The organism is Rhizobium rhododendri (assembly GCF_007000325.2).
GTDB lineage: Bacteria > Pseudomonadota > Alphaproteobacteria > Rhizobiales > Rhizobiaceae > Rhizobium > Rhizobium rhododendri.
In genome coordinates this window covers 619,590-642,170 of the sequence record NZ_CP117267.1, presented here as the reverse complement: position 1 = coordinate 642,170, position 22,581 = coordinate 619,590, and the positions used below count along the sequence as shown (strand labels likewise).

General features: G+C 61.4%; 20 protein-coding genes. 11 read left to right on the top strand and 9 right to left on the bottom strand.

From position 1 onward, the window contains the following. Positions 1-237: 237 nt before the first annotated feature. Positions 238-2,331: a S9 family peptidase gene (locus tag PR018_RS03160; protein ID WP_142824349.1), complete on the top strand. Its 2,094-nt coding sequence runs from the start codon at positions 238-240 to the stop codon at positions 2,329-2,331. An 81-nt stretch (positions 2,332-2,412) separates the two neighbouring features. On the opposite strand, the gene PR018_RS03155 is transcribed toward PR018_RS03160, so the two are convergent. Next, positions 2,413-3,321, bottom strand: coding sequence for a LysR family transcriptional regulator (locus PR018_RS03155; RefSeq protein WP_142824489.1), 909 nt, complete (start codon positions 3,319-3,321; stop codon positions 2,413-2,415). Between the two features lie 135 nt (positions 3,322-3,456). Here PR018_RS03155 and PR018_RS03150 point away from each other — a divergent pair, with 135 nt between their 5' ends. Both PR018_RS03150 and PR018_RS03145 read left to right on the top strand, forming a co-directional pair. Further along, complete coding sequence (locus PR018_RS03150; protein WP_142824348.1) at positions 3,457-4,335, top strand: NmrA/HSCARG family protein; 879 nt, start codon at positions 3,457-3,459, stop codon at positions 4,333-4,335. Positions 4,336-4,369: 34 nt separating this feature from the next. After that, entirely contained in the window at positions 4,370-4,999 is a 630-nt protein-coding gene (locus PR018_RS03145; protein WP_142829897.1) for an NAD(P)-dependent oxidoreductase, read from the top strand. A gap of 45 nt (positions 5,000-5,044) precedes the next feature. Here PR018_RS03145 and pepT read toward each other — a convergent pair whose 3' ends face one another. Next, positions 5,045-6,277, bottom strand: a complete 1,233-nt coding sequence (gene pepT, locus PR018_RS03140; protein ID WP_142824346.1) for a peptidase T — start codon at positions 6,275-6,277, stop codon at positions 5,045-5,047. A 210-nt stretch (positions 6,278-6,487) separates the two neighbouring features. Between pepT and PR018_RS03135 the strand changes: the two genes are divergently transcribed. Then, the gene (locus PR018_RS03135) at positions 6,488-7,693 is read left to right on the top strand and encodes a patatin-like phospholipase family protein (protein WP_244615352.1); all 1,206 of its coding nucleotides are present in this window, start codon (positions 6,488-6,490) and stop codon (positions 7,691-7,693) included. Between the two features lie 165 nt (positions 7,694-7,858). Beyond that, complete coding sequence (locus tag PR018_RS03130) at positions 7,859-8,389, top strand: DUF922 domain-containing Zn-dependent protease (RefSeq protein ID WP_142824487.1); 531 nt, start codon at positions 7,859-7,861, stop codon at positions 8,387-8,389. Here PR018_RS03130 and PR018_RS03125 read toward each other — a convergent pair. Together PR018_RS03125 and PR018_RS03120 are read right to left on the bottom strand one after the other, a co-directional pair. Then, positions 8,386-8,721 (bottom strand): type II toxin-antitoxin system RelE/ParE family toxin, encoded by a 336-nt coding sequence (locus tag PR018_RS03125; RefSeq protein ID WP_142824345.1) that lies wholly within the window; start codon positions 8,719-8,721, stop codon positions 8,386-8,388. The two genes, PR018_RS03130 and PR018_RS03125, sit on opposite strands and share 4 nt — an antisense overlap. Beyond that, positions 8,681-8,983, bottom strand: coding sequence for a ribbon-helix-helix domain-containing protein (locus PR018_RS03120; protein ID WP_142824344.1), 303 nt, complete (start codon positions 8,981-8,983; stop codon positions 8,681-8,683). Before PR018_RS03120 ends, PR018_RS03125 begins: the two co-directional genes overlap by 41 nt. 97 nt (positions 8,984-9,080) lie before the next feature. Between PR018_RS03120 and PR018_RS03115 the strand changes: the two genes are divergently transcribed. Further along, positions 9,081-10,586: a protein adenylyltransferase SelO gene (locus tag PR018_RS03115; RefSeq protein ID WP_142824343.1), complete on the top strand. Its 1,506-nt coding sequence runs from the start codon at positions 9,081-9,083 to the stop codon at positions 10,584-10,586. A gap of 51 nt (positions 10,587-10,637) precedes the next feature. On the opposite strand, the gene PR018_RS03110 is transcribed toward PR018_RS03115, so the two are convergent. Both PR018_RS03110 and ltrA read right to left on the bottom strand, forming a co-directional pair. After that, the gene (locus PR018_RS03110) at positions 10,638-11,303 is read right to left on the bottom strand and encodes a hypothetical protein (protein ID WP_142829899.1); all 666 of its coding nucleotides are present in this window, start codon (positions 11,301-11,303) and stop codon (positions 10,638-10,640) included. 77 nt (positions 11,304-11,380) lie between these two features. Further along, a complete protein-coding gene (ltrA, locus tag PR018_RS03105; protein ID WP_279621403.1) occupies positions 11,381-13,204 on the bottom strand; it encodes a group II intron reverse transcriptase/maturase in 1,824 nt (607 codons plus the stop codon). 257 nt (positions 13,205-13,461) lie between these two features. Between ltrA and PR018_RS03100 the strand changes: the two genes are divergently transcribed. Both PR018_RS03100 and PR018_RS03095 read left to right on the top strand, forming a co-directional pair. Further along, positions 13,462-15,798, top strand: a complete 2,337-nt coding sequence (locus tag PR018_RS03100) for a glucose/quinate/shikimate family membrane-bound PQQ-dependent dehydrogenase (protein ID WP_142824342.1) — start codon at positions 13,462-13,464, stop codon at positions 15,796-15,798. Between the two features lie 140 nt (positions 15,799-15,938). Further along, positions 15,939-16,457, top strand: a complete 519-nt coding sequence (locus PR018_RS03095) for a hypothetical protein (RefSeq protein ID WP_142824341.1) — start codon at positions 15,939-15,941, stop codon at positions 16,455-16,457. A gap of 74 nt (positions 16,458-16,531) precedes the next feature. On the opposite strand, the gene bla is transcribed toward PR018_RS03095, so the two are convergent. After that, positions 16,532-17,512, bottom strand: a complete 981-nt coding sequence (gene bla, locus PR018_RS03090) for a class A beta-lactamase (protein WP_142824340.1) — start codon at positions 17,510-17,512, stop codon at positions 16,532-16,534. 168 nt (positions 17,513-17,680) lie between these two features. Further along, a complete protein-coding gene (locus tag PR018_RS03085; protein ID WP_142824339.1) occupies positions 17,681-17,974 on the bottom strand; it encodes a DUF1330 domain-containing protein in 294 nt (97 codons plus the stop codon). A 1,022-nt stretch (positions 17,975-18,996) separates the two neighbouring features. On the opposite strand from PR018_RS03085, the gene PR018_RS03080 reads away from it, so the two are divergent. From PR018_RS03080 to PR018_RS03070, 3 genes are all read left to right on the top strand, one after another. Then, positions 18,997-20,193: a GTP-binding protein gene (locus tag PR018_RS03080; protein ID WP_142824338.1), complete on the top strand. Its 1,197-nt coding sequence runs from the start codon at positions 18,997-18,999 to the stop codon at positions 20,191-20,193. Positions 20,194-20,394: 201 nt separating this feature from the next. After that, positions 20,395-21,108: a DNA helicase gene (locus tag PR018_RS03075; protein ID WP_142824337.1), complete on the top strand. Its 714-nt coding sequence runs from the start codon at positions 20,395-20,397 to the stop codon at positions 21,106-21,108. A gap of 166 nt (positions 21,109-21,274) precedes the next feature. Next, positions 21,275-21,664, top strand: a complete 390-nt coding sequence (locus tag PR018_RS03070) for a DoxX family protein (protein ID WP_142824336.1) — start codon at positions 21,275-21,277, stop codon at positions 21,662-21,664. Between the two features lie 103 nt (positions 21,665-21,767). On the opposite strand, the gene PR018_RS03065 is transcribed toward PR018_RS03070, so the two are convergent. Then, on the bottom strand, positions 21,768-22,517 hold the full coding sequence (locus PR018_RS03065) for a cation efflux transmembrane domain-containing protein (RefSeq protein ID WP_142824335.1): 750 nt from the start codon (positions 22,515-22,517) through the stop codon (positions 21,768-21,770). Positions 22,518-22,581 lie beyond the last annotated feature (64 nt).

Sequence of the window (22,581 nt, the reverse complement as noted above, 5' to 3'; positions counted from 1 at the left end):
GACAATCGTTCGCGCAAACGCACGGTCGACTGCCGATTCAGATGTTTGTAACACTTCGTGAGTTTCGGAAATAATGTGGTGACATCATGGCGGGTGCGGCTGAACCTTGCCGTCATCCGCAGCCAACTGCCCGATCTTCGCACCGCGCCGCGGCGCTTATCGGCGACAAGTCGCTTGATCCGACACCGGCCGGTGTCTATCTCTCTGTCACCTCAGATCACCAGAAAGCGAACATACGTGTCGATATTCAAGCCTCTTCCGACCGCCCCCGTCGCGCCGAAGCGTCCGGTATCCGACACCCGCCACGGCATCACCCGGACGGACGATTATGCCTGGCTGAGAGCCGACAACTGGCAGGCGATGTTCAAGGATCCGTCCATCCTCGATGCCGACATTCGCAAGCATCTGGAGGCGGAAAACGCCTACATGAACGCGGCGATGGAAGACACCAAGGATATCCAGAAGGTACTGTTCGCCGAGATGAAGGGCCGCATCAAGGAGGATGATTCCTCGGTGCCGGTGAAGGACGGCCCCTTTGCCTACGGCACGCTGTTCGTCACCGGCGGCGAGCAACCGCGCTATTTCCGCGAGGCACGCGATGGCGGCGAACGCCAGCTGATGCTGGATGGCGACAAGGAGGCATCAGGCAAGGGTTACTTCCGACTGGCTGGGCTCGACCATTCCTCCGATCACAGTTTCGGCATCTGGGGCTATGACGACAAGGGGTCGGAGTATTTCACGCTCAAGGTCCGCGACCTTTCAACCGGCGAGGACTTGGCCGATGTTGTCGAGAACACCGGTGGCGGCGGCGTCTGGGCGCCCGACGGCAAGAGCTTCTTCTATTCGGCACTCGACGAGAACCACCGCCCGTCGAAAGTCTTCCACCACATCGTCGGCACACCGCAGGCAAGCGACCGGCTGGTCTATGAGGAGAAGGATCCGGGCTTCTTCATGGGCGTCGGCGGATCTCTGCTCGACGACTACATCTTCATCGACATCCACGACCACGAGACATCGGAATATCGCATCCTCTCGACCAAGGACCTGATGGCCGAGCCGAAGCTGGTGGCAGCCCGCGAGGAAGGTATCGAATACGAGATCGCCGAGGGCGGCGACGTGTTCTACATCCTCACCAATGACGGCGACGCGCTCGATTTCAAGATCATGCAGGCACCGGCAGCAACGCCGGAAAAGGAACACTGGACCGAGGTTGTCGCCCACAAGCCGGGCACGCTGATCCTGTCGCACATGGCCTATGCCCGCCATCTCATCTGGCTGGAGCGCAAGGACGGCCTGCCGCAGATCATCGTGCGCGACCGCGAGACCGGCGAGGAACATGCCATCGGCTTCGAGGAAGAGGCCTATTCGCTGGGCCTTCAGGGGGCGGCCGAATACGACACCGACACCATCCGCTTCTCCTATTCGTCGATGACCACGCCAAGCCAGCTCTACGACTACAACATGGTGACGCGCGAGCGCACGCTCCTGAAGACGCAGGAAGTGCCATCGGGCCACGACGCCAACGACTACATCACGCGCCGCGTCTTTGCGCCCGGCTGGGATGGCGTCGAGGTGCCGGTCTCGCTGCTTTACCGCGCAGACACGTTGCTCGACGGCACCGCCCCCTGCCTGCTCTATGGATACGGCGCCTACGGCATGGCCATTCCCGCCAGCTTCAGCACCAATGCGCTGTCGCTCGCCGACCGGGGCTTCATCTATGCCATCGCCCATGTCCGGGGCGGCAAGGACAAGGGCTTTGCCTGGTATGAAGACGGCAAGATGGACAAGAAGACCAACACCTTCAAGGACTTCATCTCGGCGGCGGATTATCTGAGCGAGAAGAAGTTCACCTCCTACACGAAGATCATCGCCGAAGGTGGCTCTGCTGGCGGCATGCTGATGGGCGCCATCGCCAACATGGCACCGGAAAAATTCGCCGGCATCATCGCCGCCGTGCCCTTCGTCGACGTGCTCAACACCATGCTTGACGACACGCTGCCGCTGACCCCGCCGGAATGGCCGGAATGGGGCAATCCGATCGATTCAAAGGACGACTACGACCACATCGCCAGCTACTCGCCCTATGACAATGTCGGCGAGAAGCCCTACCCGCCGATCCTGGCGCTGGGCGGCCTCACCGACCCCCGCGTCACCTACTGGGAGCCCGCCAAATGGGTCGCGCGCCTGCGCGAAAAGACCACCGGCGACGCCCCGATCCTGCTCAAGACCAACATGGACGCCGGCCACGGCGGCGCCTCGGGGCGCTTCCAGCGGCTGGAAGAAATCGCATTCGAGTATGCGTTTGCCCTGAAGGTCGTGGGGAGGATGTGAGGGGGCGGCTACCCTCACAGCAACGTGGCGCGGTCGTAAAAGGTCTGACTCGCGTCAGGCACAGGCGCCATTGCCAGCATGTCAGCCCGCAAACATCGCTCCCAGCTCTTCAGCTGTGCCGTTCGGGAAGGTGGCATGGAGATGGGCGATGAAGGCGGAGACCTTGCTGCTCAGCAGGCGACGCGAGCTGTAGAGTACCCAGATGGCGGTTTCTGACGGGCTGACACTGCCCCAGGAGACGAGACGGCCACTGGCGAGGTCGCCTGAAATCAGCGACTTTGGCAGCAGTCCGGCGCCGGCGCCGGCCAGCACGGCATCGCGCACCATGATCATAGTCCCGAGCCGAAGGACCGGATCGGGCGCAAAGGTCCGGCCGCCGACCGGATCGACGGTCGTCCAGGCCGCTCGTAGGCCGAACGATTCCAGCACGACGGCGGCAAGCGGTGGCGGCTGCTCGCCCTTGTCCGCCATCGGTGGCAACAGCGTCGGCACGGCTGCAAGCAGAAGGTCGTCGTGGAGGAAGCGGCGGCCTACCAACAACTCATCCGGCGCGGGATTGACCCGGATCGCCACGTCGTACCCCTCTTCGACCATGTCGACATCGCGGTCTTCCGCCGTTACCTCCAGCCGGACCTCCGGATAGGCTTTGGCAAAGCCGGCAGCGATCCGGCCCATCGCCATATGCGAAAACAATACCGGCGCGCTGACCCGCAGGCGGCCCCGCGGCTGCGCCGAGCCGTTGCTGACCTCGTCGGCAGCCTCGGATATTTCCGCAAGCAGCCCACCGGTCTTTTCGTGCAGACGACGACCCTCGTCGGTCAGCCGCAGGGTCTTGGCTCCCCGTTCGAACAGCCGCACGCCAAGGCCCAGTTCCAGCTCGGCAACCCGCCGCGACAGCGTCGCCTTCGGCCGGCCGCTTGCCCGGCTGGCAAGCCCAAAACCGCCATGGGCGGCGACGAGATTAAAATCCGCAATCGCAAGCAGGTCCATCGGCATCGTTCCATCAGTGAGACACCCCATCTATATTCTCGGACTACTTGCATGGCAATGGATCGATTAACTTCAGGTCGACATCACGGCGGCGCACTCACGCGACCGGCGATGATCTCGAAAAGGAGTATGAGCATGACGATCTTTGTTGTTGGAAGCACCGGAAACATCGGCAGGCAGGTAGTGGCTGGATTGGCCGCCAGAGGCGCGGATGTGCATGCGCTGGCCCGCGATCCGGCAAAGGCGAAATTCCCGGCCGGCGTAACTGTCATCAAGGGTGACCTGACGGATATCGATACGATGCGCGCCGCGCTGGCAGGCGTCTCGACGCTGTTTCTGCTCAACGCAGTGACGCCGGACGAAGTCACGCAGGCACTGATCACCCTCAACCTTGCCCGCGATGCCGGCATCGAGCGGATCGTCTACCTCTCGGTTATTCACAGCGACCTCTATACCAACGTGCCGCATTTCACCGGCAAATTCACCGTCGAGCGAATGATCGAGCAATTCGACATGGCGGCCACCATCCTGCGTCCGGCCTATTTCATCGACAATGACGGGCAACAGAAGACGGCGCTGATCGAGCACGGCGTCTACGGCATGCCGATTGGCAGTCGTGGCCTGTCGATGGTGGCGACCCGCGATATCGCCGATCTGGCGGTCATCGAACTACTGCGCCGCGAGCGCGCCCCAGATCCGCTACCGCGCACGACAGTCAACGTCGTCGGCCCGGACAGCCTGACGGGCGAGCGGGTCGCGGCGATCTGGTCGGATGTACTTGGCAAGCCGATTGCCTATGGTGGCGACGATACCGGAGCGTTCGAAGCGATGTTGAAGCAATTTTCGCCAAGCTGGGCCGCCTACGATCTCGCCCTGATGGCCCGCCGCTTTCAAAGCGACGGCATGATCCCTGACGCCGGCGACGTCGAACGGTTGGAGGCCATGCTCGGCCGGCCGCTGACATCCTATCGTGCCTTTGCAACCGAGACAGCCGCTGTCTGGGCAAAGGCCTGAGCAAGCTGCAGCACCCCATCAAGGAGTTGATCCCATGAAAATTCTCGTCGTCGGCGCCACCGGGGGAACCGGCCAGGCCATCGTTCGTACCGCACAAGCGCAGGGCCACAGCGTCGTCGCCCTGGTGCGCTCAAGACAGAAGGCAGCGCAGCTTGAAGGAGTGGTGCTCTTCGACGGCGATGCCCGCGATGAGGCAGCGCATTTTGCCGCACTCGACGGCTGCGACGGGGTGATCAGCGCACTCGGCACCGGCATCGGGCCAGTCAAGGAAATCACGCTGCTGTCGCAATCGACAGCAGCGCTGATCGCGGCGATGAAACGCCGCGGCGTGCGGCGTCTTGTCTGCATCACCGGCATGGGTGCCGGCGACAGCAAGGGTCACGGCGGCTTCGTCTATGACCGGCTGATCCAGCCGATCCTGCTGAGAAAGGTCTATCAGGACAAGGACCGGCAGGAAGCCGTGATCCGCGAGAGCGGCCTCGACTGGGTGATCCTCCGGCCGGCCGTGCTCAACGACAAGCAGGAAGCGCAGACGGTGCGGGCACTGACCGATCTGTCCGGTTTCCACGGCGGATCGATTTCACGGCAAAGCGTGGCGACGTTCGCTGTGGCACAATTGACGGAGGATCGGTGGTTGCGAAAGGCGCCGGTGATTTTCGCTTAGCGACGGCAGCAGATTTGCGCGCCTCTGGCCCCACGCCGTATTGCCCTACGCCCGCTCCTCCCAGACCCGGGCCAGTTCCACCAACGTCTTCACCGCTTTTTCCATGTCCTGCCGGCTCACCCATTCCAAGGGTGAGTGGAAGGCGTGGCCGCCGGCGAAGATGTTGGGGCATGGGAGGCCCATGAAGGACAGGCGGGAGCCGTCGGTGCCGCCGCGGATGCTGCCGCGTACCGGCTCCATGCCGGCCCGGCGGATCGCTTCGACGGCGTTTTCCATGATCTCGGGGTGGCGATCGAGCACCTGCTTCATGTTGCGGTATTGCTGCTTGACCGTGAACGTGTGGGTCGAGCCCGGATAGTCTCTCATGACGTTTTCAACCCGGGTTTTCAGCATCTCTTCCTTGGCAGCAAGGCCGGCATCGTCGAAATCGCGGACGATCAGGCTGATGGTCGCTTTTTCCATCGAACCGGTGACGGCAACGGGGTGGACGAAGCCATTCCTGCCCGATGTTGTCTCCGGTGCCTGGTCCTTCGGCAGGCCGGCCACGATGGCGCTGGCGATCTTGATGGCGTTTTCCATGCGCCCCTTGGCAAAACCCGGATGGATGGCAACGCCGGCAATGGTGATCTCGACGCCATCGGCGGAGAAGGTCTCGTCCTCGATATGGCCGGCGGTCTCGCCATCCACCGTGTAGGCGAAGGCGGCTCCGAGCTTTTCGAGATCGACCTTGTCGGCGCCCCGGCCGACTTCCTCGTCGGGCGTGAACAGCAGCTTGATCGTGCCGTGGCGGATGTCGGGGTTGTCGATCAGCGTCTGCGCCGCCGTCATGATTTCAGCTAGCCCCGCCTTGTCGTCGGCGCCGAGCAGCGTTGTACCGTCTGTCGTGATGATGTCGTTGCCGATCTGGTCGGCCAGCGCCTTGTGCTCGCTGACGCGGATAACGCGCGCGGGATCGCCGACGAGCGTGATATCGCCGCCCTGGTAGTTCTCGATCAGCTGCGGCTTGACGTCGGTGCCTGTAAAATCCGGTGCGGTATCCATGTGCGAGCAGAAGCAGATGACCGGCACATCCTTGTCGGTGTTGGCAGGCACCGTCGCGTAGACATAGCCGTGCTCGTCGAGATGGGCATCCTCAATGCCCATGGCCAGCAGTTCCGTCACCAGCAGTCGACCGAGCGTCTTCTGCTTTTCGGTGGTCGGCTGGGTCGAGGAACTTGCGTCCGACTGGGTGTCGATGACGACGTATCGGAGGAAGCGGTCGGTGACGGTATCGGTCATGGGATCCAGTCCAGTGAATGTTTTCGGGCTGGAACATAACCTGCGTCGTCGGCGCGGTGAATGCGTTTTTCGCCTCTCCCAAGGCGGTTTATGGAAATCCCCGGTTTATTACGGAAATGTTGAGATACCGCGCCAACATAACGGGGCCGCTTCGCCGCGCTAGTCATCAAGCTTGACGTCGATTGCGGCGGAGGCAGGGGATTGCAGGGATTGGCATCGCAATCGGCACAGCGCCGGATAAGGTTCGGACAGGCGTGCATTCTTGCACTCGCCTGCCTGGCGATGCTCACCGGCTGCGTCGGCAACGCGCGCGTCACCTATGTCAGGCAAGACGCGGTGCAGGCGCAGGTGGCGGGGTTCAACAATATCCGCACCTATCTCGATGCCAGTCCGACCGAGCTTGCCGGCGTGAAAGGCTGGGAGCCGCCGGCGACGGCAAAGAAGCTGAATTACCTTGTTATTTCAGGCGGCGGATCGGGCGGCGCCTTCAGCGTCGGCGTGCTCGATGCCTGGACGAAGCTTGGGACACGGCCGAAATTCGACATCGTCAGCGGCGTCAGCACCGGCGCCCTGATCGCGCCTTTCGCCTTCCTCGGATCGTCCTACGACCCGCCGCTGGTCAAACTCTATACCAGCGGTGTCGCCAGCGACCTGGTGGACCGGCGCTGGCTGCCCAACGCCATACTCGGCAAAAGCCTGCTGAAGCAGGAGCCGCTGCGACGCATGGTCGAGGAATACATCACGGCGGATGTCATGCGGGCCGTAGCCACGGAGCATAAGGCCGGCCGGCGACTGCTGGTGCTGACGTCGAACCTCGATTCGCAGCGTCCGGTGGTCTGGAACATGGGGGCGATTGCGGCCAGTGGCCAGCCGGATGCCCTGAAGCTGTTCCAGGATGTGCTGATCGCCTCGGCCAGCGTGCCGGGTGTCTATCCCGCCGTGATGATCAAGACCCATGTCGGCAACCGCTCTTTTCAGGAAATGCACTCGGATGGCGGCTCGGCATCGCAGGTGCTGACGATCCCCGATGCCGTGCTTGCCGAAGCCGACGGCCATCCGCCCAAAAAGCCCCGCGATTTCAACGTCTATGTGCTGATCAACAATACGCTGATGCCGGAATTTTCAAATACGGCCGACAGCACGTTGCCGATCATGGCGCGCGCCTATGCGATGCTGATAAAATCGCAGACGCGGGCCTCGGTGATGGCTTTTTATGAATACGCCATGCGGACGGGTATCAATTTTCACCTGGCCTCGATCGACAGGCAATATGCCTATAGCATGTCGGACCCGCTCAACGCGACCTACATGCGGTCGATCTTCAAACTCGGCTCTTCCGAGATGCTCGCCGGCGAACTGTGGAAGCAGAAACCGATATTCTCGGTAGAGCAGCCGACCGTCGTGGCGACAAACTAGCGGATGGCATCAGCTGGCTGACCCGATCCACGATTCCGCTTGATCGAAGCCGGGATTTGCGGCCTGTAGGCACCGACCTCGAAATGCGACGGAGCAAGTTTGGTGAGAGCAGGCATTCTGACGGGCATCTGGGCCCTGGCCCTGACGCTGGTACCCATCGCCGCGATGGCGGACTGGCAGGCCGTCGAGACGACAAGGCCCTATGCGATCTCCGGCAAGACGACGCCCGAGCTTTACGCCTCGATCGGCGCTCGAGGCCCGGAGTTGGGCGGCAGCCGCGTGATCGCGCATACGACGTTCAAGCTGACCTGGACACGCAACTACCAGCCACAGGCGTCGTCCTGCGTGCTGGTCTCGGCCGTACCGAAGCTGACGATCATCTACACGTTGCCAAAACCGTCTTCGCCTCTGCCGTCCGACGTCAATGCCAAATGGCAGACCTTCATTGCCGGCGTCGCCGCGCACGAAAAGGTGCATGGCGGCTTCATTCGCGACATGGTGCACGAGATCGAGACGACCAGCATCGGCTTTACCGTCGCCAACGATCCCGACTGCCGCAAGATCCGCGTCGAGCTTACGAAGCGCCTGGGAGAGATCTCCGCCCGCGAACGCCAGCGCAACCGCGATTTCGACAAGATGGAAATGGGCCAGGGCGGCAAGATGCAGCAGCTGATCCTGGCGCTGGTGAACGATTAGGCGGGACCCTCGGGGTCCGGGCGGCGGTCCGTGAACAAGGTCTCGTAGTCGCGCCCCCCGGAGACGATGTTGGTGATCCAGACGATATCTGCCTCGACGCGGTAGAGGATGACGACGCGCCGTTCGAAGACTGCCATCCGGATACCGGCACCGAGGTCTTCGCGCAGTACTCCCGCGTTCGGGGCGTGTCCTATCCGTTCGCATCGGGCATAGAGACGGTCGATATATGCGCGTGCCGTCTCGATATTCTGGCTTCGATCGAGAATGTAAGCGGCAATGTCGAGCAAATCCTCATCGGCCTGAGGGCGGTATCTGACAATCAGGCGATCCATAAATCACCGGACTTTCGAAGAACGCCTCGATGTGCGCCTTGACTTCCTCCCCCGTCAAATCGGGTCGTGGATCGTCGATCGAAGCCTGGACCCGGGCGCGGAGGGAAGCGATGCGCGCGGCGTAATCTTCGTCCTGCTCGACAAGCGCCTTTATCGCCGCTTGGACCAAGTCGCTGGCCGAACCATAGGTCCCGGCCTCGACCCGCGCATTGATGGCCTCGACCATCTCGGCGGGAAGCGTGATGCTGAGTTTCTGGTTCATGGCTGGAGCGCCTTCCGATTGAGACGTTAACGTAAGACCAAACAGCGGGCCGAACAAGCGCCTTGCAGCCGCCTGGGCGGCGCCCTACCTTTCCCTCATGAGCTCATCCATTCAAGACAGCGCGGCGCCTGCTGCAACATTTCCGTTCGACAACAGCTACGCAAGGCTGCCGGAGCACTTTTTTGCGCGGCAGCTGCCGTCAGCGGCGGCGGCGCCTTTGTTGCTGATGCTGAACGAGCCGCTGGCTATCGAGCTCGGGCTCGATGTGGCGGCGTTGCAGCGGGACGGTGCCGAGATCTTTTCCGGCAACATCGTGCCTGATGGCGCCGATCCGCTGGCTATGGCCTATGCGGCGCACCAGTTCGGCGGCTTCGTGCCGCAGCTCGGCGACGGGCGGGCGATCCTGCTCGGCGAGGTCATCGACATCAATGGCAGACGCCGCGACATACAGTTGAAGGGTGCCGGCCAGACGCCTTTTTCGCGGCGTGGCGATGGACGTGCTGCACTCGGACCGGCCCTGCGCGAATATGTGGTCAGCGAGGCCATGCATGCGCTCGGCCTGCCGACCACGAGGGCCTTGGCACTGGTATCCACCGGCCAGCCGGTCTACCGCGAGACGGCATTGCCAGGCGCTGTTTTCACCCGGGTGGCCGGAAGTCATGTCCGCGTCGGCACGTTCCAGTTCTTTGCCGCGCGCGGCGATGTAGACGGCACGCGGGCGCTGGCGGATTACGTCATCGAGCGGCATTATCCCCTTGTGCGTGACAGCATACGGCCCTATCTGGCGCTGTTCGAGGCGATCATCGAGCGGCAGGCGGCGCTGATTGCCGGCTGGCTGAGGGTTGGGTTCATCCATGGGGTGATGAATACCGACAACATGACGATCTCTGGCGAGACCATCGATTTCGGCCCCTGCGCCTTCATGGATACCTACGATCCGGCCACGGTCTTCTCGTCGATCGATAGCAATGGCCGGTATGCCTATGCCAACCAGTCGGCCATCGGCCAATGGAACCTGGCGCGGCTCGGCGAGACGATGCTGCCCCTGTTCGATGACGACCCGGATACGGCGGTGGAACTTGCCAACGACGTCATCAAGGGATTCGGCCCTCGTTTCCAGGCCCATTGGCTTGACGGCATGGGCCGCAAGATCGGCCTCTCCGCCGAGGAAGATGGCGATCTGGATCTCATTCAGGCGTTGCTGGCCCTGATGCAGGCGGAGAAAGCCGACTTCACGCTCACCTTTCGCCGGCTTGCTGCTGTCGCCGAGGACGACGCCGCCACCGCGGCGTTTGCGGCAACATTCGAGAACCCGGATGCTGCCCTGCCCTGGCTCCACCGCTGGCGGGAGCGCCTCTCACGCGATCCGCAGACGGCTGCACAGCGTGCCAAGGCCATGCGCTCGGTCAATCCCGCCTTCATCCCGCGCAACCACCGAATAGAGCAGGCAATCGTCGCTGCCGTAGAGGAAGGCGACCTCTCCTTGTTTCATGCGCTGCTGGATGTGCTCGCGAAGCCCTACGAGGACCAGCCTGACTTCGCAGCCTACGCCGAGCCACCGAAGCCGGCAGAGCGGGTTATGCAGACGTTCTGTGGGACCTGAGGTAGGGGCAGAGGACCGTCAAACGCACTGGCCCCCTGCTTGCTTGAGCGCCTACATACCGAATTTTGTGAAAGTAATTGCGGGATAGACGTCCGGCATGGCGCTTCTCATAAGGTCGCGCTCGGCGGATGTGGCTTCCATTCCCACCACACGGGGATCGCTGCGCGTTCCTGTCAGCCGAACATACCCCGCGTCAACAATCTGACCCTGGCCAATCGTGATTGCGCTCTCACCTCCAAAAGGAGCGACATAGCTCAATGCTCGACCGAAGACGCCATCGGTGTCACCTCCCGCTTCGATGGTCATGTCTCCATAGCTGCAATTTGCGTACGTAATGGCGTAGCGACCAGGCTCCACGGGCACGAACCATCTCTCATATCTTTGTGCGGTCGCGGCGAACAACTGACCGAGAGACAGTTTGTTTGGATTTGGCAACCGATACGCGGCCGCAGAACTGACGGACACAGGCGGCTCCGTTTCGTCCGGCTTACCCGCCTTGATCTTCCGTAGAGTGATGTAACCGCCACAATTCACATCGCCCAACAACGGGGAATCGATCAATCGGACGAGAAGGAGAGAGCCCTTTTGTTTCTTTTTTGCGAGAATCTGGGCCGATCCTTGCTGTTGCTGGGCGGCAACCTTGGCTGGGTCGGGAGTCCCAGCGCAACCGGCCAAAAACCCGAGACCCACCCATAGGCCAACAGTTCTTAATCGCATCTCCGGGTTCTCTTTCTCTGGTCCCGGTAGGGACGATGGTTGCCCATCGCCCCCCGGCCAGATCCGTACGTGCGGCACTACCGCATACGGCTCCTATCGGATGTTGTGACGGTGAACCGAGCATCTGGATGCGGGTGCAGCAGACGACATGGCGGCAGGTACTTGCGAAGCAGCCTTTGGAAACGATCCCAAGACAGCCGGTGTCGCTGGCTTCGACGCATCAAAGCGTGTCGCCAGGCGCGACCAACTTCCCAGCGGAACCCTCCCAATCTTCTCAGATTGTCGGGCACCGCATGGTAGTTCAAATACCCCTGTAACATTTGCCTTAGCCACCGACCTACTACAGCCACGGGTTCATGGCGCCGTCGCATTAGCGTTTCCCGAATGGCCGCCAGCGTCGTGCGCATTCGCTTCTTAATTGTCAGACGGACAATCTTGAAGCCTCCATCATTGCGCCGCCTGCCGCAGCAGTGCGTGAATCCCAGAAAGTCGAAAGTCTCTGGCTTGCGGATACCACGTTCCCGGCATTGTCGCGCAGCATACCGCCCAAAGCGTATCAGCCGCGTCTTTCCCGGGTGTAGTTGCAAGCCGAACTGAGCGAGACGCTCCCGCAATGCTTGCAGAAAGCGCTGCGCCTCTCCTTCGTACTGGAACCCAATCACGCTGTCGTCGGCATAACGTACAATGATCACGTCGCCTTTAGCGTATCGAGTACGCCACTGCTGGACCCATAAATCCAATGCGTAATGCAGATAGATATTCGATAGCACGGGGCTAATTACAGATCCTTGGGGAGTTCCTCGCGTCGATGCCACGCGGCGGCCATCCTCAATCGTGCCCGCTTTCAACCATTTGTAGATCAGACGTATCAGCCGGCGGTCACCAACTCGATGCGACAGGAAACGGAGCATCCACTCGTGATCGATTTCATCGTAAAACGAGCGAATATCCGCGTCCAATATCCAGTTGATCTTCCGCTTGTCGATCCCAACCCACAAGGCGTCCAGCGCGTCATGCTGTCCCCTTCCTTGTCGGAACCCGTATGAGAAGCCGAGGAAGTCTTGCTCATAGATCGCGTTCAGAACCGTGGACACGGCCATCTGCACGACTTTTTCTTCCAACGCTGCAATACCGAGTGGACGGAGTCTTCCGTCATTCTTCGGAATGTAGACCCGTCGGGACGGTTGTGCACGATACGCACCGGACTGAATCTCCCGATGTAGTTCGTGCACGCGCCCTTCGAGTGTCTTCTCATAGTCGTACCACGTCACGCCGTCCACTCCACTCGCCGCCTGCTTGCGAAGCGCATGAAAGCTCTTCACCAATAGCGTCGGAGTGATGTGGTGCATCAGCGCCGTGAAACGCATCTTCGGGTTCCGTTTGGCGGCTTCCCGTACACCTTCGATCCCCATCGAAGCGTGTTTTATCCGGCTCTGCGTCCGGCACGCTGGAGTCTCGACGGCGTTCCCTCCGATTACACCCCTTCCCTCCATTGCCTCCGCGAGATCATCTCCTTTGTTCGGCAACTTCTGCAGTACTATGGGCGTATCCGACTTCTCATCAGCGTCGATGACTGGCTTGTGGTCAACGACCTTCCCAGTCCCGTCCAGTCCATTCGCACTGGACACTGATGAGATCTCGCTGCTTCCGTATGAAAGACTTCCCGGCATGCACAGGGTCTCCGACCGCGCGGGATCGGGACATGGCTTGCGATTGACGCCATGCACCGTGTTGCCTTCCGCTTCGCTTAACAGCGTCGGCATCCCGAATTGATCATTTCGCGGCTCAATGGCCGGCCTGCCGGTTTCCCCTGTCAACGCTTCGACGCACACCTCGCGATGTGCCCCGCATGACTCGGGGTCAGAGTGATTCGCCACTTCTTCTCCGTGTTGAACTTTCATCAACTATCTTTCATCGGCTTTGCAGCCGCACTAAGCGCCAATTTCCGACACGTTTTCGCATAAAGACCTCTGGCACATGACGTGCCGATTTCAAACAGGTGGACAGCAAAATACATAGCCAGGCTACCTTATTTTGATTGTGGCTATTGAAAGGCACGGATGACACGCTATCTGCGTCGCTGACAGGGCCGGCTTTCGGCCCCACATGCCGTGCGCGCTCTCCGGCGGCGCGGCTCCCTCTCAGCGGAGATTGCTCGATGGCGGTCACGATTACCTCCCTTCTTTTCATTTTGATCGGGCTTGCGCTCGGTGGCGGCGGAGGCTGGCTGGTTGCCCTTGGCGGCAGTCCCTTCTACCTGTTTGCCGGTGTGATGTTCATCGTCACCGGCGTCCTGCTGTGGATGCGCCGTTCGTCCGCTCTCTGGGTCTATGCCGTCCTCGTTCTGGCAGCACTTGGCTGGGCGGTCTGGGAAGTCGGCTTCGACTGGTGGCAACTCGGGCCGCGCGGCGGACTGATCATCGTGCTTGGCCTCTGGCTGCTGACACCCTGGATCCGGAAGCCGCTTGGCTTCCGCAGCCCAACCGGCCATACCTATGGCGCCAACCCCTGGCCTCTTGCCATTCCGGTCATTATCGCCGTGCTCGTCGCCGGCTATTCGATGACCACAGATCCGCATGATCTGGCAGGCAGCCTGCCGACAGAAGTTGCCGCCACGGCTCCGACGGGTGGCGACATGCCCGATGGCGAATGGCACCAGTACGGCCGCACGCCATACGGCCAGCGCTACTCTCCGCTTGCCCAGATCACGCCGGCCAATGTCGCCGACCTGAAGCTCGCCTGGCAGTACCAGACCGGCGATGTGAAGCGCCCGGACGACGTCGGCGAAACCACCTATCAGGTGACGCCACTGAAAGTCGGCGACAGCCTCTATCTCTGCACGCCGCACAATCTGGCCATCGCGCTGGATGCCGCCTCGGGCAAGGAGAAATGGCGCTACGACCCCAATTCCGGCATGAACCCGAACCGCCAGCACCAGACCTGCCGCGGCGTCAGCTATTATCACGACGTGGCCGCCCAGCCCGGCTCGGCCTGCGCCGAGCGCGTCTACCTGCCGACCTCGGATGCCCGCCTGATCGCGCTGGATGCCGCCAACGGCAAGGTCTGCGAGACGTTCGCCAACAAGGGTACGCTCGATCTCGGCCAGGGCATGAAGTACAATCCGGCCGGCTACTACTACTCGACTTCGCCGCCTGTCGTCGCCAAGGGCATGATCATCGTCGGTGGTGCCGTCAACGACAACTACTCGACGCAGGAGCCATCCGGCGTCATCCGCGCGTTCGACATCAACACCGGCGCCCTGGTGTGGAATTTCGACAGCGGCAATCCTGACGTGACGACGCCCCTGCCTGCCGGCCAGACCTACACCACGAACTCTCCGAACAGCTGGTCGGTCTCCAGCGCCGACGAAGCCCTCGGCCTCATCTACGTGCCGCTCGGCAACAAGGTGCCGGACCAGCTCGGCATGGGCCGCAGCCCGAGCGTCGAGAAGTTCTCGTCGTCGATCGCAGCCCTCGATCTTGCCACCGGCCAGGTCAAATGGGTCCAGCAGTTCGTCCACCACGACCTCTGGGACATGGACGTGCCGGCTCAACCGTCGCTGATCGATATCACCCAGAAGGATGGCACCACCGTTCCGGCGCTCGTCGGCGCGACCAAGCAGGGCGATATCTACGTGCTCGACCGGCGCACCGGCGCGCCCGTCATCCCGTTCAAGGAGATCCCTGCTCCGGGCGGCACGATCCCCGAGGATCATGCATCGCCGACGCAGCCGATTTCCGACCTGACGTTCAGCCCGCCGCCACTGCAGGAGAAGGACATGTGGGGGGTCTCGCTGTTCGACCAGCTCGCCTGCCGCATCAAGTTCCACGAACTGCGCTATGAAGGCCGCTATACGCCGCCATCGCTGCAGGGATCGCTGATCTATCCCGGCAACTTCGGTACCTTTAACTGGGGCAGCGTTGCCGTCGATCCGGAACGCCAGGTGATGTTCGGCATGCCGACCTACCTCGCCTTCACCTCGCAGCTCGTTCCGGCCAGCCAGATCCCGCCGAAGGGTCAGGACCAGAAAGGCAGCGAACAGGGTCTCAACCGCAACGACGGCGCGCCTTACGGCGTCTTCATGGGTCCGTTCCTCGGCCCGCTGAAGATCCCCTGCCAGGCTCCGCCATGGGGCTATGTCGCCGGCGTCGACCTGAAGACCGGCAAGACCGTCTACAAGCACAAGAACGGCACGACGCGCGACATGACGCCACTGCCGCTGGCCTTCAATGTCGGCGTTCCCGGCATCGGCGGCCCGATGATTACCAAGGGTGGCGTCGTGTTCATGGGAGCAGCGGTTGACAACTATATCCGCGGCTACGACCTGACCACCGGCAAGGTGCTCTGGAAGGGCCGCCTTCCCGCCGGCGGCCAGTCGACGCCGATGACCTACACGGCAGGCGACAACAAGCAGTATGTGCTGATCGTCGCCGGGGGCCATGGATCCATCGGCACCAAGCCCGGCGACTACGTCATGGCCTATACGCTGCCATAACGCAGGCGTCGCTATCGCCAGAAATCATCGACTCCTCGTTGGCAACGACGGGGAGTTTTTTGTGGCGGGACGCCCTGAGCCACAAGGCCCGGACAGGTTTGCCGTGGCAGGGTGGACATCAGATTTCAGGAGATACGATCATGAAGGTACACAGCAGCCAAAGCAGTTACAGTGCGCCGCTCCTCAGCCAGTCCTATACGGACTCCGACGACGACACGCCCTTCGTGTTGCCCGACGACGAAGACAGCAGCGAGAAGAAGACCGCACCGTCAATCAGCAGCGCCGGCGTTGCCAACTCGATTTCATCCTTCTTCTGGCAGAGCCAGTCGGGCGGATCGACCACCGATGCGACCACTGCGGCAACCGCCGACGGCACGGATGCGACGGACAGCGGCAGCGCTGCCGGTTCTGACGATGACGACGATATCCTGTCGCAGTTCTCCAGATGGGCGGACATGACGCCGGCGGACAAGATCCGCTCGCAATATCTGGAACAGCAGAACATGACGGAAGAGCAGTTCTCGCAACTGCCGGCCGACCAGCAGAAGGCCATCAACGACCAGATCGCCAGCCAGATAAAGCAGCAGGCAGGCGCCAGCACGTCCGCTGCAGGCGAGGACGAAAGCGACGGCGGAAGCGCTGCGGTTTCACTCGGCTGATTGCCGCATTCATCAGGTGAAGTCGCTACGGGAGAGATTCGCATCTCTCCCGTAGCGCTTTGAATTTACAGTACTTACTGCTCTTCGGCCGAACTGCCGACCATGCCGGCGACCATTTTTCCGATCTCCGCAAACACGGCGTTGATCTCGGCCGTCGGTGCCGTTGCATCAGCGATGTAGGCGGCCACCAGGATGGGGCCGCGCTCGGGCGGCCAGACGATGGCGATGTCTGCGGCCATGCCTTGAGCCCCGGTGCCGGTCTTGTCGCCTACCTTCCATTCCGCCGGCAGGCCGGCGCGCAGGCGATCCTTGCCCGTGGTGGCAGCGACCAGCCAGCCCGTCAGCATCGTACTCGAGGCATCCGACAGCGTGTTGCCGAGGGTCAAGAGGCCGAGCGTGTCGAGCATCGCATCCGGTGTCGTGGTGTCGCGCGGATCGTCCTTCTTCGCCTCGTTCAATTCCGGCTCGCGGCGGTCCAGGCGGGTTTCGGTATCGCCGGTCGTGCGCAGCCAGTCGGTGAGCGCCGCCGGGCCGCCGAAGCTGTCGAGGAGAAGATTGGCGGCAGTGTTGTCGCTGACGGTGATTGCCGCCTCGCACAATTCCGCAATGGTCATGCCATCGGTGCCCGCGTGCTTTTCAGCGACCGGCGAATAGGCAACGAGCGCCTCCTTGCCGAAGCTGACGCGGCGATCGAGCTTTTCCTTGCCCTGGTCGACACGGGCAAGCACGAAGCCTGCCGCAAGCGCCTTCCAGGTGCTGAACATCGGAAAGCGTTCCGTCTCGCGGTTGCCGAGCGAGATATTGGTTTCGGTGTCGAGAACGGCGACGCCAAGCCGGCCGCCGGTGCGCTTTTCGAGCGCTGCAAGCTGGGCGCCGGCATCCTCCTCGGTCTTGTCGGAGGGCGGCGCCGGCTGTTCCGGCACGGGGGGCGTCGGGTCTTGCGGCACGACGGGCGGCGGGGTTGTTTGCGCCATCAATTGCTGCGGCAGCAGGGCCGCCATGGGGCCGAGAATAGCCGAGCCCAGAAGCAGGCGACGGGTGATGGATGCAGGCATGCTTTACTCCGAAAGGTTCGTATTCCCCCACCTAACGAGGGAATATGGCGCGGGTCTGGCGCAGGTGGCGCACGGGTGGACGTAGTTTTCCCAAGCACCCGCCCCGCTACGCAAATTTCAACGGTTGCCAAAAGGCGAACATCAGGGACACCCGCCCGTCGTCACCGATCAACCGGCGACGCCTTCGACGACGAAGACGCGATAATCGGCACCCTTGAAGCGGTGCTGGACGGCTTCCTGGTAGAGCGGGCTGTCGTACCAGTCCTGCGCCGCCTCCATGGTCGGAAACTCGAGGATGACGGACCCGTCGACTGCATCGCCCTCCAGCGTCTTCACCGCCCCGTAGAAGGCCAGCGGCTTCATCTCACGCCCCTCAGCCGCCCGCGGCGCCATCTTGCCATAAGTCGCGAATTCTTCCGGATCGGTAATCCGGTCGCGCACGAAAACCACATAAGCACTCATTTTTCCGTCCTTTCGCTCCTAGTCGCTAACTCCCCATCTATGGCAGATCATCCCGATGGCGATGGGTCAAGCGACGGAATTTTGATGGGAGGGGTAAGCGGGTGCGATAGGTCTTGCGAGGTGTGCGGGTGGTTTTGGGGGAGGCAAAGGAGAGTCGGCTACGGCGCTTGAACAAGCTCTTCCAATGTACATTTGGAAGAATTATTCGGGTCTACCAAGAGCCGAATTTGGTGTCCGCAAGGATAATCTGCCAAGCTGTTTCCTTTCGTCGCCAGGTTCCGGGCGTAGGCGTTCGACCCGTTGAAAAGAAATGCAACATCGACAAAAACATCGCTTGAGTCACCAATGAGCCGGGTGCGAGACGCGGTAACCGTAGCCATCGTCGGACGCCAATGACGCGTCTTTCTCAAAGTCCAGCGCCTGTCCAAAGCTATGAGCAATGCCACTGCACAAACTATGACTGCAGCAATGAAATTAAACCGCATCCATACTCCCGCCGCCAGTTATTGGTACTCAAGCTTTACAATTTTTGCGCAACGTTATCAACGTCACGCTTGAAGAGAAGCCGAATGTCCGCGTCAGACAAGAGCTTCTTTGACCCTCGAGTAAACACATTAGCGCCTGAATTCCAATACGAGCCAAAGCGGCCCCTCAACCCGATGCCTGAGACGAGTACAGAGTTCAACGCGCATTCCGCAGTATCAACGTCAGCCCATGTAGATCAGCACATCAACCCGCGCGGCCAGTCAAACCCGCAGGCATTTGACCGAACGAGCGAATAGCCGTGGTTATACTGTCTGTGACCTAGTCCAGCATGTTGAATACCACTTCCGATTGTTATGATATCGTACGGTCGATCTCTGCGAGGGCTGAAAGACCTACGGGTCGTGGGCTTCGAATTGCTCTACCGCCGGACAGTCATTGGCGCCAAACCGCGAGACGACCCCTCCTCCCACCGGAACGTGCTTGACAAAATTCCAGGCAAAATTATTGTAATGTTATAACGTGTATTGGGGTTAGCAATGAATTCGAGACTTCCTGTTACCGTCCTGTCCGGCTTCCTTGGTGCCGGCAAGACCACTTTGCTCAATCATATCCTCGGAAACCGTGAGGGAATGCGGGTTGCGGTGATCGTCAACGACATGAGCGAGGTCAACATCGATGCGGCGCTGGTGCGGGATGGAGGTGCCAATCTTTCGCGTACCGATGAGCAACTGGTTGAGATGACCAACGGCTGCATCTGCTGCACACTACGCGACGACCTGCTGAAAGAGGTTCGCCAGCTCGCCGAGCAAGGTCGCTTTGACTATCTGCTTATCGAATCCACCGGCATTGCCGAGCCGCTGCCGGTTGCCACGACTTTTGAATTCCGCGACGAAGCCGGCGAAAGCCTCTCCGATATCGCCAGGCTCGACACGATGGTGACCGTCGTCGACGCTGCCAACCTGCTCAAGGATTATGGATCTTCCGATTTCCTCGCCGATAGGGGCGAAACGGCGGGCGAGGAAGATAATCGGACGATTGTCGACCTGCTGGTCGAGCAGATCGAATTTGCCGACGTGGTCGTCCTCAACAAGGTCGGCAGCGCAACGGAGGCGCAGCGCGATGCTGCGAGGAAGATCATCGTCGGGCTCAATCCGGATGCACGCCTGATCGAGGCGGATTTCGGTGCGGTTGCTCCCGGCGACGTTCTTGGAACCGGCCTGTTCAACATCGAAAAAGCCGAGACGAACCCGCTCTGGTTCAAGGAGCTTCATGGCTTCAAAGACCATATTCCGGAAACTGCGGAATATGGCATCCGCTCCTTCGTCTATCGCGAAAAGCGCCCCTTCGACCCCGCAAGACTGCGCGCATTTCTGGATCGCCCATGGCCGGGCGTCGTGCGCTCGAAAGGATTCTTCTGGCTGGCGACGCGTACGAACCATGTGGGCGAACTCAGCCAGGCGGGTGCCATGGTTCGAACCGCGAACATGGGTCTCTGGTGGGCATCGCTGCCACGCGAGCGCTGGCCGCAGGATGCGGAAACCGTGCGGCTGATGGAAACCTATATAGACCCGGTCTGGGGCGATCGCCGGCAGGAAATCGTCTTCATCGGCGCCGATCCGATGGACGAAGTCTGGATCAGGCAGCAGCTCGATGCCTGCCTGATACAAGCCGATGCCTTCACGCCCGAAAGCTGGCGCGATCTTCCCGACCCGTTCGAGCCATGGGCGGGCTGAGTTGGCCGAGCCTGAGATCAGCCGCATTTGCGCTTGCCGCGACTCACGGCGGTGGCTAGTCTTTGGATCAGGCTAGGCCCACGCCTCCCCCCTCCATTCGGGGAAGCATCATACATGCAGGGTGACAAACGTTCATCGAACCATCTGTTCGGGCATCGCATGCGGAGGGGTTGCGTTTTCGGCTCGTGATGGAGGTTACGCATGAAACTTTCTGCACCCATATTCCAACTGAAACGGCGGGCAAAGCTGATGGCCCGGAGCTCTGGCGTTCCGCTCAACCAGGCGCTGGACCAGATCGCCCGCGACGAGGGGTTTGCCCGATGGAGCATGCTGTCTTCGCGCATGGCCGTCAGGTCGTTGTCGGAAACGATATTGTCGAGGCTCGAGAACGGCGACCTGCTGCTGGTGGCGGGGCGACCGGGGCACGGCAAGACCAGCCTCGGGCTGCAGCTTCTGGTCGATGCCATCAGCGACGACAGAAGGGCGGTGTTTTTCACGCTCGAAATGACGGAGCAGCAGGTGCGCAAGCATATCGGCGTGCTCGAAAAGGACGATCGCACCGATTGCGACAGGCTGGAGGTCGTCACGTCCGACGATATCAGCGCGGATTACGTCATCCGGCATCTGGCGGGGTCCAGGCCTGGAACGATCGCGATCATCGACTACCTGCAGATCCTCGACCAGAGCCGCCAAAAACCCGTGCTCTCCGAGCAGATCGCCGCACTGGGCAGTTTTGCGAAGGAGACAGGCATCGTCCTCGGCTTCATCTCGCAGATCGACCGTTCGTTCGATGCCGAGAGCCGGCGCCTGCCGGATATCTCCGATATCCGCCTTCCCAACCTCGTCGACCTCGGCCTCTTCACCAAGGCATGCTTCCTGCACAATGGCGAGGCGCAGCTGCAGGCCGTGGCCTAGTCCTCGGGTCGGGCCCGAGGATGACGATCCTGGGGGCCGAACCTGTGAACAGTCTGTCGCCGCCGGTCGGCTTGGCGGCGGCAGAGTGTCGCGCTATGGGGTTTTTTTCAAGAGTATCGGCGGACGCTGCTCATCAACCGACAAAGCCCAACCACCGGAGAAGATTATGAAACAGCAACTATCCTCCGCCCAGCCCTACGTGCTCAGCCTCCTGCGCATCGTCTTTGGCCTGGTCATCTTTTCGTTCGGCACTGCCAAGATCTTCCATTTCCACGCCGGCGTCTTCATGCCGCCGGAGGGCTCGCTGCCATGGGTCGCGGGGCTGATCGAGCTTATCCTCGGCTTCCTGTTCCTGATCGGCTTCCAGACACGGATCGTAGCCTTCGTGCTCAGCGGCGAAATGGCGGCTGCCTACTTCATCGCCCATTTCCCGAAGAGCTTCTTCCCGACCGAAAACGGCGGCTATGCTGCCGTCGTCTTCTGCTTCCTGTTCCTCTACTTCGTGACATCGGGCCCAGGCCCTGTCAGCGTCGACGCAAAGCTGCGCCAGGAATAGTCGACGTTATTCGAAAGCTGCACACACGGATCAGCCCATTGCACGCAAATGCAATGGGCTGATTTCGTTTGGGGAATTGGCTAAATCCGGGACATCCGCAGCCTCAATGGCTGTGTGCGGCTGCCGGCTTGTGGTCGTGGCTATCGCCGGCGGCGTGGTCGTGAGAGCAGCAGCCCCCATGATTGTGGCCGGCATGGTCGTGACCTTCGTGATCATGGGTGTCAGCGACACCGCCGGTTCCGGCTGCTTTCCATTCGCGCCAGGAGTGGCTGAGGATCTGCACCGAAGAGGTCAGGAACAGGCCTGCCATGACGGCCGCGACCGCGAGATCCGGCCAGGCTGTGTTGGTGCCCCAGACGCCGAGAGCTGCTGCCATGACCACGACATTGCCGATGGCATCGTTGCGCGAGCAGAGCCAGACGGAGCGCACGTTGGCATCGCCATCCTTGTAGTTGACCAGCAGCACGACGGTTGCAAGGTTGGCAAGCAGCGCCAGGAAGCCGATGATGCCCATGACCGGCGCTTCCGGCACGCCGACCACGAAGACCCGGTAGATGGTGGCCGCGCAGACGAACAGGCCCATCAGGAACAGGCTGATGCCCTTGCCCGCCGCCGCCATGGTGCGGATCCGGGGAGACGCGCCGATGACGGCCAGCGAGATGCCGTAGGTGACGGAATCGGCAAAGAAATCCAGTGCGTCCGCCTGCAGCGCCTGGGACCGGGCCAATTGGCCGGCGACCATCTCGACGAAGAACATGATGCCGTTGAGCGCGATGACGATCCACAGGCGCGTCTTGTAGGTATCCGACATGCCGTCGAAGGGACCGTGGGTGTGGCCGCAGGAAGCGCTCATGATGTCACCTTTCTTATCGGGCTGATTTTGTTGCCAGAACCTGTGTGACATCCTATCTAATCCC

Coding starts and splice junctions, on each gene's coding strand:
- PR018_RS03155 (WP_142824489.1), bottom strand. CDS start 3,321: ATGGACCTGCTTGCGATTGCGGATTTTAATCTCGTCGCCGCCCATGGC.
- PR018_RS03150 (WP_142824348.1), top strand. CDS start 3,457: ATGACGATCTTTGTTGTTGGAAGCACCGGAAACATCGGCAGGCAGGTA.
- PR018_RS03145 (WP_142829897.1), top strand. CDS start 4,370: ATGAAAATTCTCGTCGTCGGCGCCACCGGGGGAACCGGCCAGGCCATC.
- pepT (WP_142824346.1), bottom strand. CDS start 6,277: ATGACCGATACCGTCACCGACCGCTTCCTCCGATACGTCGTCATCGAC.
- PR018_RS03130 (WP_142824487.1), top strand. CDS start 7,859: ATGGCGGACTGGCAGGCCGTCGAGACGACAAGGCCCTATGCGATCTCC.
- PR018_RS03125 (WP_142824345.1), bottom strand. CDS start 8,721: ATGGATCGCCTGATTGTCAGATACCGCCCTCAGGCCGATGAGGATTTG.
- PR018_RS03120 (WP_142824344.1), bottom strand. CDS start 8,983: ATGAACCAGAAACTCAGCATCACGCTTCCCGCCGAGATGGTCGAGGCC.
- PR018_RS03115 (WP_142824343.1), top strand. CDS start 9,081: ATGAGCTCATCCATTCAAGACAGCGCGGCGCCTGCTGCAACATTTCCG.
- PR018_RS03110 (WP_142829899.1), bottom strand. CDS start 11,303: ATGCGATTAAGAACTGTTGGCCTATGGGTGGGTCTCGGGTTTTTGGCC.
- ltrA (WP_279621403.1), bottom strand. CDS start 13,204: ATGAAAGTTCAACACGGAGAAGAAGTGGCGAATCACTCTGACCCCGAG.
- PR018_RS03100 (WP_142824342.1), top strand. CDS start 13,462: ATGGCGGTCACGATTACCTCCCTTCTTTTCATTTTGATCGGGCTTGCG.
- PR018_RS03095 (WP_142824341.1), top strand. CDS start 15,939: ATGAAGGTACACAGCAGCCAAAGCAGTTACAGTGCGCCGCTCCTCAGC.
- bla (WP_142824340.1), bottom strand. CDS start 17,512: ATGCCTGCATCCATCACCCGTCGCCTGCTTCTGGGCTCGGCTATTCTC.
- PR018_RS03085 (WP_142824339.1), bottom strand. CDS start 17,974: ATGAGTGCTTATGTGGTTTTCGTGCGCGACCGGATTACCGATCCGGAA.
- PR018_RS03080 (WP_142824338.1), top strand. CDS start 18,997: ATGAATTCGAGACTTCCTGTTACCGTCCTGTCCGGCTTCCTTGGTGCC.
- PR018_RS03075 (WP_142824337.1), top strand. CDS start 20,395: ATGAAACTTTCTGCACCCATATTCCAACTGAAACGGCGGGCAAAGCTG.
- PR018_RS03070 (WP_142824336.1), top strand. CDS start 21,275: ATGAAACAGCAACTATCCTCCGCCCAGCCCTACGTGCTCAGCCTCCTG.
- PR018_RS03065 (WP_142824335.1), bottom strand. CDS start 22,517: ATGAGCGCTTCCTGCGGCCACACCCACGGTCCCTTCGACGGCATGTCG.